The sequence below is a fragment of the Sphingomonas bacterium genome (assembly GCF_903644135.1).
In the GTDB taxonomy this organism is placed as follows: domain Bacteria; phylum Pseudomonadota; class Alphaproteobacteria; order Sphingomonadales; family Sphingomonadaceae; genus Sphingomonas.
In genome coordinates this window covers 1-10,403 of record NZ_CAHJXA010000066.1, presented here as the reverse complement: position 1 = coordinate 10,403, position 10,403 = coordinate 1, and the positions used below count along the sequence as shown (strand labels likewise).

Annotated in this window: 7 protein-coding genes and 1 pseudogene; 3 read left to right on the top strand and 5 right to left on the bottom strand. The window is 68.6% G+C overall.

The window, feature by feature from the left end:
• Together HUU96_RS05460 and HUU96_RS05455 are read right to left on the bottom strand one after the other, a co-directional pair.
• On the bottom strand, nucleotides 1-332 hold a 332-nt coding region (locus HUU96_RS05460), incomplete at its 3' end, for a hypothetical protein (protein ID WP_217430269.1).
• Between the two features lie 71 nt (nucleotides 333-403).
• Entirely contained in the window at nucleotides 404-1,444 is a 1,041-nt protein-coding gene (locus tag HUU96_RS05455) for a hydrogen peroxide-inducible genes activator (RefSeq protein ID WP_368039739.1), read from the bottom strand.
• Nucleotides 1,445-1,488: 44 nt separating this feature from the next.
• Between HUU96_RS05455 and katG the strand changes: the two genes are divergently transcribed.
• Nucleotides 1,489-3,711 (top strand): catalase/peroxidase HPI, encoded by a 2,223-nt coding sequence (katG, locus tag HUU96_RS05450; RefSeq protein WP_174291835.1) that lies wholly within the window; start codon nucleotides 1,489-1,491, stop codon nucleotides 3,709-3,711.
• Nucleotides 3,712-3,750: 39 nt separating this feature from the next.
• On the opposite strand, the gene HUU96_RS05445 is transcribed toward katG, so the two are convergent.
• On the bottom strand, nucleotides 3,751-5,013 hold the full coding sequence (locus HUU96_RS05445) for a serine hydrolase domain-containing protein (protein ID WP_174291834.1): 1,263 nt from the start codon (nucleotides 5,011-5,013) through the stop codon (nucleotides 3,751-3,753).
• A gap of 104 nt (nucleotides 5,014-5,117) precedes the next feature.
• Here HUU96_RS05445 and HUU96_RS05440 point away from each other — a divergent pair.
• Both HUU96_RS05440 and HUU96_RS15370 read left to right on the top strand, forming a co-directional pair.
• Nucleotides 5,118-6,460: pseudogene (locus tag HUU96_RS05440) on the top strand (KUP/HAK/KT family potassium transporter); the annotation flags it as partial.
• A 36-nt stretch (nucleotides 6,461-6,496) separates the two neighbouring features.
• On the top strand, nucleotides 6,497-6,976 hold the full coding sequence (locus tag HUU96_RS15370; RefSeq protein ID WP_438827059.1) for a KUP/HAK/KT family potassium transporter: 480 nt from the start codon (nucleotides 6,497-6,499) through the stop codon (nucleotides 6,974-6,976).
• Nucleotides 6,977-6,979: 3 nt separating this feature from the next.
• Here the strand turns inward: HUU96_RS15370 and HUU96_RS05435 are convergent, their stop codons facing one another.
• Together HUU96_RS05435 and HUU96_RS05430 are read right to left on the bottom strand one after the other, a co-directional pair.
• The gene (locus tag HUU96_RS05435; RefSeq protein WP_174291833.1) at nucleotides 6,980-8,095 is read right to left on the bottom strand and encodes an aspartyl protease family protein; all 1,116 of its coding nucleotides are present in this window, start codon (nucleotides 8,093-8,095) and stop codon (nucleotides 6,980-6,982) included.
• A gap of 24 nt (nucleotides 8,096-8,119) precedes the next feature.
• Nucleotides 8,120-9,898: an outer membrane beta-barrel protein gene (locus HUU96_RS05430; RefSeq protein WP_217430268.1), complete on the bottom strand. Its 1,779-nt coding sequence runs from the start codon at nucleotides 9,896-9,898 to the stop codon at nucleotides 8,120-8,122.
• Nucleotides 9,899-10,403: the final 505 nt, after the last annotated feature.

The following is a 10,403-nucleotide window of genomic DNA, read 5'->3' as shown; positions in this document are numbered from 1 at the left end:
GAGCCCTCGCCGGCGGCATGGTCGTTGTCGCCGATCCCCGGCGCGGTCCCGAACCGCCATGTCTGGAAGGTCGACCAGTCGAACAGCGGCTCCGGGCGCGACGGATCGCGCGGCGGCGGCGGCGGCCGGCCGGTGCCGCCATGCGCCAGCAGCACCAGGTTGACGCGCGTGTCGTTGCCGGGGCTGAGCATCACCATGTTGTCGCAGCCGGTGAAGTCGTGATGGCGCAGCTTCCACGCCGCCGTGCAGCCGTAATCGCCGCTCGCGCGCGCCGCATGAGGCCAGATCGCCGCGATCACAGCGGCAAGGAACAGCAACGCGGTCCTGGGCATCGTCCTCTCCTGATGCGGGCTTCGCGCCGCACGCTATGCCAAGCGCCGGCGAACGCAACCGGTCGATGGCGTCAGGCCACGGCTTGGCCCGGCCTGATCGCCGCGCCGTCGCCGCCGACCGCGTCGCGGATGGTGCGGCCGAGCAGGCGGAACTCGTCCTGACGCGAATGGCCGCGCCGCCATACCAGGGCGACGCGCCGCTCCGCGCTGCCGCCGGTGATGGCGCTGCTGCGGACGCGGAAGCCGGTGAGGATGCCCGCGTCCACCGCCATCTGCGGCAGCAAGGTGAGCCCGCGCCCCGCATCGACCAGCCGCACAAGCGTCTCCAGCGTCGAGGCGACCAAGGCGGCGTCGCCGGCCGACCCGCCCGCCTGGCAGGTGGCAAGGGCATGATCGCGCAGGCAATGGCCGTCCTCCAGCAGCAGCAGCCGCTCCGGGTCGATCCGGTCGAACGCGACGGCGGTGCCCACCTCCCCCTCCGTCGCCGGCGAGGCGAGGACCAGCGGATCGATCGCGACCTCGAACGCCTCCACGTCGCCGCACTCGGCGGGCAGCGCCAGCAGGACGCAATCGCCGTCGCCGCGGTGCAGCGCCTCGCAGGCGGGGCTGGTCAGCATCTCGCGCACCATCAGCCGCAGCTGCGGCCAAGCCGCCTCCACCCCGGCCAGGACGCGCGGCAGCAGATAGGGGGCGATGGTCGGGATCGCCGCCAGCCTGATCGATCCCACCAGCGGCTCGCGCGCGCCCTGCGCGACCGTACACAGATCCTCGGTCGCGAGGATGACGTGCCGCGCCCGCGCCACCACCTCCTCGCCCATCGCCGTGAAGCGGACGCTGCGCTTGGACCGCTCGACCAGCAGCGTGCCGAGCAGCCGCTCCAGCTCGGCAAGCCCGACCGACAGCGTCGATTGCGTCACGAAGCACGCCGCGGCGGCACGGCCGAAATGGCCATGCTCGTGCAGCGCGACCAGATAGGAAAGCTGCCGGACCGAGGGATAGCTGCTGATCGGACTTCTCGATGACTGCGATGATTTACCCTCATTGGATTGATTTGCCGCGAAGGTCCATATGGCTGCGGAAGGCGGGTGCCGCTCCGGCGAGCCCCCCGGCACGATTGGCGAACGCGGTGGCGCTCGCGACGCATAGGAGACCTGAGATGGACGCGATTACCGAAGGCAGCCCGATCAACGATCCCAACAAGCAGCCGGCGGCGCTGCGCACGCTGCTGGGGCAGACCAGCCGCGATTGGTGGCCCAACCAGCTGTCGCTCGAGATCCTTCACCAGAAGGGCAAGTCGAGCAACCCGATGGGCGACGAGTTCGACTATGGCAAGGCGTTCAAGACAATCGACTATGCGGCGCTGAAGCAGGACCTGACCGCGCTGATGACCGACAGCAAGCCTTGGTGGCCGGCGGATTACGGTCATTACGGCCCGTTCTTCATCCGCATGGCGTGGCATTCGGCCGGGACCTATCGCACCGCCGACGGCCGTGGCGGCTCCAGCGCCGGGCAGCAGCGGTTCGCGCCACTCAACTCCTGGCCGGACAACGGCAACCTCGACAAGGCGCGCCGGCTGCTCTGGCCGATCAAGCAGAAGTATGGCGCGAAGCTGAGCTGGGCGGACCTGTTCATCCTCGCCGGCAACGTCGCGATCGAGTCGATGGGCGGACCCACCTTCGGCTTTGGCGGCGGCCGCGAGGACGTGTTCGAGCCGGAGAAGGACGTCTACTGGGGTACCGAGGAGGAATGGCTGGGCCAGACCCGCATCGACGAGGAAGCCGGCATGGCGCTGGAGGAGCCGCTCGCGGCGATTCAGCACGGCTTGATCTACGTCAATCCCGAAGGCCCCGGCGGCTGCCCCAACCCGATGGGCTCGGCGCGCGACATGCGCGAGACCTTTGCCCGGATGAGCATGAACGACGAGGAGACGGCGGCGCTGACCGCTGGCGGCCACACCTTCGGCAAGGCGCATGGCGCCGGCGATCCGAAGCTGGTCGGCAAGGAGCCGGAAGGGGCCGACATCGCCAGCCAGGGCCTGGGCTGGCTGTCGGATCACGAGACCGGCATGGGCGACCACACCATCACCTCGGGGATCGAGGGCGCGTGGACGCCGACGCCGACCACCTGGGACATGTCCTATTTCGACATGCTGCTCGACCATGAATATGAGCTGGTGAAGAGCCCGGCGGGCGCGAACCAGTTCCAGCCGGTCGGCAATCCCGACGAGACGCTGGCCCCGGCCGCGCACACGGCCGGCAAGCGCGTGCCGACGATGATGACCTCCGCCGACATGGCGCTGAAGGTCGACCCGTCCTACCGCGCGGTGATGGAGAAGTTCCGGGCCGACCCGGCCTACTTCGCCGACGCCTGGGCGCGCGCCTGGTTCAAGCTGACCCATCGCGACATGGGTCCGAAGATCCGCCTGCTCGGGCCGGAAGCGCCGACCGAGGACCTGATCTGGCAGGACCCGGTTCCCGCCGCCGACTATCCGCAGATCGAGGCGGCCGAGATCGCCGAGCTGAAGGGCGTCATTGCTAATTCGGGGTTGTCGATCGCCGAGCTGGTGGCGACCGCCTGGGCCTCGGCCTCGACCTGGCGGGTGTCGGACTGCCGCGGCGGTGCCAATGGCGCGCGCATCCGCTTCGCCCCGCAGAAGGACTGGGAGGTCAACCAGCCCGAGCAGCTGGCGCGCGTGCTAGGCGTGTACGAGCGGATCAAGGCGGATTTCGACGGCGGTGCCAAGAAGGTGTCGATCGCCGACCTGATCGTGCTCGGCGGCTCGGTCGGGGTCGAGGCGGCGGCCAAGGCGGCCGGCCACGCCATCGAGGTGCCGTTCACCCCCGGCCGCACCGATGCGACCGAGGAGTGGACCGACACGGCGAGCTTCGACGTGCTGGAGCCCAAGGCCGACGCCTTCCGCAACTATCTCCAGGTCAAGTACAACGTCCCGACCGAGGAGCTGATGATCGACCGGGCGCAGCTGCTGGACCTGTCGTCGCCGGAGATGACGGTGCTGCTCGGCGGGCTGCGCGTGCTGGGTGGCAACCACGCCAAGGCGGAGAAGCACGGCGTGTTCACCGACCGGCCGGGCCAGCTGACCAATGATTTCTTCGTCAACCTGCTCGACATGGGCACGGCGTGGAAGCAGGTCAGCGACGAGAGCGACGAGGAGTTCGTCGGCACCGACCGCGACACGCATGAGCAGCGCTGGACGGCGTCGCGCACCGACCTGGTGTTCGGCTCCAACTCGATCCTGCGGGCACTGGCGGAGGTCTATGCGATGGACGACGCCAAGGAGAAGTTCGTCAAGGACTTCGTCGTCGCCTGGACCAAGGTGATGAACGCCGACCGCTACGACCTGGCGCTGGCCAAGGCCTGACGGCGCCACCCCACCAGGGCACTGGGTGCCTTGGTGGGGTCACGGTTTGTCGAGCTGCAGCCAGTCGTGGAACGGATGCCGGTAATAGCCGTCGAGGATTTCCAGGCTGAGCCCCACCGGCCTGGATGCTTCCGAGTTCCACAGCATCACCACGCCGACCTGCTCGGCCGGATCGAACAGCAGCACCGAGCGATAGCCGCGCACCGCGCCGCGATGGCCGATCAGGTGATGGCCGGCATAGTCGATCTGGCGAAAGCCGAGGCCGTAGCTGACGTCGTGCGGAGCCAGGCGATCGGCTCGGCCATGTGGCGGCGTCGACACGCGAGGACGGTGGAGCGTCAGCAGCAGCGCCGGCGACAGCACGGCCGGCGCACCGCCCATCTGCGCGCGCATCCAGATCGCGAGATCGACGATCGAGCTGTTCATGCCGGCGGCGGCGGGGATGCGGTAATAGGCTTCCTCCACCGGCAGCGTGGTGCGGCCCTTGTGCGGGCGTGCCCAGCTGCTGGCAGCGACCAGCTCCTCGCGCGTGGTGCCCGCCGACGTCATGCCGAGCGGGCCGAACAGCAGCCGATGCGCGGCCGCGTCGTAGCTCTGCCCCGTGGCCTTCTCCACCGCCTCGTGAACGAGGTCGAAGGCGACATTCTCATAGGCGAAGCAGGTGCCCAGCCGGCATAGCGCTTCAAGCTTGCCCAACTCGCTGCGGATCTGCCGGGGGTCCTCGTTACCCTCCAGCCGATCGTCATAGGCGTTGCGGACGATGCCGAGCCGGTGCGACAGCGCGTCGGTGAGGGTCGCGACCCGCTCGCCGCCGGCGGGCAGCCGGATCGACGACCATCTCGCCACCGGATCGTCGAGCGACAGCTTGCCCTGGCTGGCCAGCAGCGCCGTCATAGTCGCCGCGACGCCCTTGGAGACCGAGGCCCAGCGGAACAGCGTCTGCGCGGTGACCGGCTCGCCCTTGCCCGCCTGCGTCTCGCCATAGCCCTTCGCGAACGCGAGCTGGCCGTTCTCGACCACCGCCACGGCCAGGCCGGCCATGTCTGGTCGGCCGACCAGCGCCCGCGCGCGCGCGTCGATATGGGCAGCATCGATGCGGCTGTGCTTCGGATCAAGCAGGCGGATGCCAGGCGTCGGCTTGATCGGCAGCGCGGCATTCGGCCGAGCGGGGATGCTGCCGGAATGGCGTCCCAGCACCAGCGCCGCGCCAAGAACGACCAGCGCCAGCACCGCGGCGGCGAGGCCACGGCCGAACCTCGGTGAGCGCCGGGGTAGCGGGTGAGGAAGGGCCGGCGGCGTCACTGCCGCGCGTCTCGCCAAACCAGCGGCTCAGGTCAACGCCCGCGCCGCTGACATACGCAATCTGCTACTTCAAGGCGGCCGGGGTGATGCGCTAGGATGTTGTTATGCCCATCCCCGAACCACCAGCACACGAGCGGCCGTCGGGCATCTGGAAGCTGGCGCTCGGCGCGAGCGGCATCGTCTTCGGCGACATCGGCACCAGTCCGCTCTACGCCTTTCGCGAGAGCTTCATCGGCCGCCATCGCCTGCCGCTCGACGGCTTCCACGTTCTGGGCGTGCTGTCGATGCTGGTCTGGGCGCTGATCCTGGTGGTCACGGTCAAATACGTGTTCGTGACCATGCGCGCCGACAATCGCGGCGAAGGCGGCAGCTTCGCGCTGCTCGCGTTTGTGCAGCGGGTCGCGCCGCAATCGCCGGCGCTGCGCTGGATCGGCGTGGCGGCGCTGGCGGCGACGGCTTTGCTCTATGGCGACGCGGTGATCACGCCGGCGATCTCGATCCTGTCGGCGGTGGAGGGCATGACGCTGCTCGATCCGCGCTTCGGCAACTGGGTGCTGACGCTGGTGCTGGTGGTGCTGCTGTTCGCCGCCCAGCGGTTCGGCACGGACCGGATCGGCGGGCTGTTCGGCCCGGTCATGGTGCTGTGGTTCGCCGCGGCAGGCGCGCTCGGCGCGGTGCAGGTGATCGCTCACCCGGCGGTGCTCGCGGCGGCCAGCCCTACCTATGCGGTACGCTTCTTCCTCGCCGATCCGATCCGCGCCTTCTTCACGCTCGGCACGGTGGTGCTGGCGATCACCGGGGCCGAGGCGCTGTACGCCGATATGGGCCATTTCGGCCGGCGCGCGATCAGCCGGGCGTGGCTGGGGCTGGCACTGCCGGCGCTGCTGCTCTGCTATGCCGGCCAGTCGGCGCTGGTGCTGGCCGATCCCGGATGATCGACTCGCCCTTCTACCTCATGGCACCGCCGGCGCTGCTGGTGCCGCTGCTGCTGCTGGCGGCGGCAGCGACGGTGATCGCCAGCCAGTCGATTATCTCCGGCGCGTTCTCGGTGACGCAGCAGGCGGTGCAGCTCGGCTATCTGCCGCGGCTCGCCGTCCGGCACACGTCGGCGATCGAGCGCGGGCAGGTCTATGCGCCGACGATCAACGCGATGCTGTTCGTCGCGGTGGTGGCAATCGTGCTCGGCTTCCGCTCGTCGGCCGCGCTTGCCGCCGCGTTCGGGCTGGCGGTGACCGCGACGATGGTGCTGACGACGCTGATGATCGGCTATGTCGTGTTCCGCATCTGGCGCTGGAACCCGCTCTGGGCGGTGCCGCTCTATGCCGTGCTGCTGGCGCTGGACATCGGCCTGTTCGCGGCGTCGTCGACCAAGTTCATGGATGGCGGCTGGCTGCCGACCGGCGTGGCGATCGTGCTGATGATCGTGTTCGCGACCTGGCATCGCGGGCGACGGCTGGTCGGATCGAAGATCGCCGCCGACGCGATGCCGATCGAGCTGTTCCTGACCTCGACCGCCAAGGTCCACCGCGTTCCGGCGACCGCCATCTATCTGACGACGGTACGCGACGGCGTGCCGCCGGCGCTGCTCCACAACCTCAAGGCCAATCAGGTGCGCCATGCGCGCATCCTGTTCGTGACGGTGGAGACGGCGCTGACCCCCTATGTCGCGGCCGCCGAGCGGCTGAGCGAGGCCGTGCTGGGCGACGGCGTGTCGCGCATCGTCATCCGCTACGGTTTCTTCGAGAACCCCGACATCCCGGCGGCGCTGCGAGAGGTCGAAGGCACCGAGCGCGCGACCTATTTCCTCAGCCGCCAAACGCTGGTGCCGACGCGCAAGCCCGGCATGGCGCGGTGGCGCGAACATCTGTTCTCCGCCATGGTGCGCAACGCGGAGCAGCCGATGACCTTCTTCTGCCTGCCGATCAACCGCGTCGTCGAACTCGGCAGCCAGGTCGAGATTTAGCGGTCAATAATAACGTCGCAGGCACAGCGACGTGGTCCGGTCCCGCAGCCCGACCAAGACGCAGCGCTCCGCCGGACCGTAGCGCCATCGCCACACGCCGCCGCCGAAGTAATCGTCGCCGATCGGTGCACCGTCGATCGCGAGGATGTGCGCGCCGCGCGCCACGCCCGCCTGCTCGGCCGGAGAGCCGCGGGCGACGTGCACGACCTCCAGCCACGAACCGCGATAGGCGACGAGCAGGCCGCTCATCTCGCGATCGAACACGGCTCCCCTGATCGGCCGCAGCCAGATCACGTTATTCGCCAGATCGAGGACGAGGCGGAATTGCCGCAGCACCTCCAGCCCGAGATTGATCGGCTGCGGCGACGACCAGTGCGGCAGTGCGTCGACCGGTATGTCGCGCACCGCCAGCCCGCCGATCGCGAGCGACGGCAGCGAAAAGGCGACCGTCTGCGACACGCCGCCCAGCGTCGCGATCATGCCGGTCGAGACGGCCAGGCCGTGGGTGAGACGATGCCGCCGCGCGAACGCGCCGCTCATCATTACCGCCGTGTTGCTGCCCAGGTCGAGGATCGCCGGCGATCGCCCGGCGACCGGCAGGTCGACCTCGACGACGACCCGGCCATTGGCGTCGGTCGTCGTCGGCATCCTGACATAGCCGCCCCAGCCTCCCGCCGGCTGGTGGCCTTGGGAGGCGCGCAGCCGGCGTTGCTCGAAATCGAACTCGAACACCGCCGTCCTCAACACGTCGCGGCCGATGACGATCGCCGCCCCGATCCCGGTCTGGTGCAGCATCGGCGCGTCCGCCGCGATGACGGTCGGCAAGTCCAGCGATCGTCCGCCGATCGCCAGCCGCAACGGTCCGACCAAGTCGGCGGATACCGGTCCATGTTCCGAGCCGAAGATTGCGGCACCGTGGCGGACCAGCCCCAGCGCGGCGGCGAGCCGGGGTTCGATCAGCGACACGGGGATACCGGAATCGATCATCGCCACGACCGGACGACCGTCGACCCGTGCCGCCAGGACGATCGCCCCCGCGATCAGCTCGAACGGCGCATCGATGCACGGCTCGGGCTCGGGCCCCGGTTCGCGTACGATCCCGGGCGATGCGCTGGCCATTTCGCGCTTCGCCCTCAGACACCGTCAGAAGTGGATGATCACATCGCCCGACAGCACGATCGAGTCCTGCTTGTTGGGCGCGATGCCGCGGTTGCTGTTGCCGTTGAACGCCAGGGCGTCGAGCGCGCGGTAATAGGCGACCTCGGGCCTCAGCTCGATCTGCGGCGACAGCCAGTGCTGCCAGCCGATCGCACCCGCCGCGTAGCGGGTCTTGACGCCGGTACGCTGGCCCTCCTGATCGTCGAGATACTCGCCGCGCAAGGTGAAGTTGTTGAGCGCGTTGGGTGAGTAGTTGAGGTAGACCAGCCCCGCCTCGGCATAGATGTCGCAGCGCAGCGCGTTGGGGTCGTTGCATTGCGCGAGGCCCGGCGCGTTGAACGGCGTGCGCTGCGGGCTGAACGGCGTGCCGCCATTGCTATAGGCGTCCTGCACCACCGGGTTGAGCGCGTTGGGCACCCCGCGCTCGACGATGTTGTAGGTCTCGGCGGAGACATGCCACTTGTCGCTGAACTTGTGGTACAGCGTCAGCCCGCGCCATTGCAGATTGTTGTAGCCCCAGCGACCGCTGTTGATGCCGTTGACGCAGCCATAGATCGACGTGCGCGCGTCGCTGGTCTGGTAGCGGATGCAGCCGGTGAACGACGGCTCGTTGCCGGGGTCCTTGGGGAAGCGCGCGCCCGGATAGAGCGGGTTGGGATAGGGGTTGGCGTAGGTGCGCCCGGCGTTCCACAGCGCCGTCTCGGTGCCGTCGGTGATGCCCGCCTGCAGGAACAGGTTCTTGCTGACGGCCAGCGTCGCGACGACACCGGTGTTGGTGTAGTTGTCGAACGTGTACGTCATCGAGTGGGTGTACATGTAGTTGTTGGGAGCCAGCTGCGCCTCGATGTCGGGCACCGAGATGAAGCGGCCGGCGCGGATCAGCAGGCCCTTGGCGACGTTCGGGAAATACACCTCGCCATAGACCATCGGCATGTCGAAGCCGTAGTCGTTGTTGCGCTTCGTCAGCTGGCTGCTGAACAGGCCGTAGGAGATGGTGTAGCGGTAATCGACGCCATAGATGCCCGAGACGCGGAAGCCCCAGCCGACATGGTCGGTCTGCACCGTGTCGGGCGTGCGCTCGACATAGACCACTGCCTGGTCGAGCTGGACGCGGCGCGGCTCGTAATTATACGCGCCGGGCGCGTTGCCGCCGCGCACGTCGTTGCTGCCGTAATTGCCGCCGACGTCGACCCAGCCATAAACCTGGACATGCGCCTTCGACAGCGCCTGGCCGAGGCCGCTGGGCGCGAGCGCGACCATCAGTGGGCTGTCGACCGCATTGGGCCGGGTGACGCCGAGGCTGGTCGCGCCGCCATAGGGCCATTCGGTGAACGGCATCGGCGGCGTCGTCTGCGGCGCGGGCGACCAGCCGTCGCGGCGCGAAGAGGGGGCGCTGGGATCGGACGGCGCGGCGGCGTGGCCCATCTCCAGCTTGTAGTAACCGAACAGGCGATGGAGGAAACCGCTGCCAAGGCCGTCGGCGGTGTAGCTCGGGTCTGCCGGTGCCGCGCTGATCGGCGCGGCCTGCGGACTGACGGGAGCGGCTTGCTCATTGTTCTGCGGCGCGGCGGCACCGCGCTGCGGCGGCGCAGCGGTCGTGTCAGTGACGGAGGGCGTCGCGACCTCCGGCAGGAGTGTCGCCAAGCTGCGAGGCGGGTCCTGGAGCGTCGTGGCGGCGGCGGACGATGCGCCTTCGGTCATGGCCAGAACCAGTGAAACGGCGGTGAGCGACAGCTTGGCGTGTTGATACGAACGATAGTTCATGATGTTCTCTGAACGGATCCCTGTTTCGGCGGAGGTCTCCGGACACTGATCCAGGCACCGCCGGGCAGGCACATAGTCTTGACCGTGCCATCGTTGCGATAGCGGGCGTGGCACATTGCCATATGTTTTCCGTATGCATCAGAACTCTCTGGCTGACCGGGTTTTCCAAGATAGCGATCATATGAGTTACTAACGACTCTGTGATTTTCCCGACGTTGATCGCTAATGCGGCGGCGGAATATGGACGCGTCACCGGTCGCCGACGCAAGCAAGTTGCGCGGCATCGGCATCGGCCAGGGCGGAGAGCCCCGGGCCGAAGCGTCCGCACGGCCTTGGTGCCGGTCGACCGCCCAGGCGGTCCTTCAACGCGGACCATCCATCACAAAAGGGGAAACCACGGCCATGTCCGCAGCCGCCAAGATCACTGTTGCCATGCTTCTCTGCGGTGGATCGATGCTCGCCGCGCGCGCCAGTGCCCAGGCCTCGCCGCCACCGGTCGCCGCGG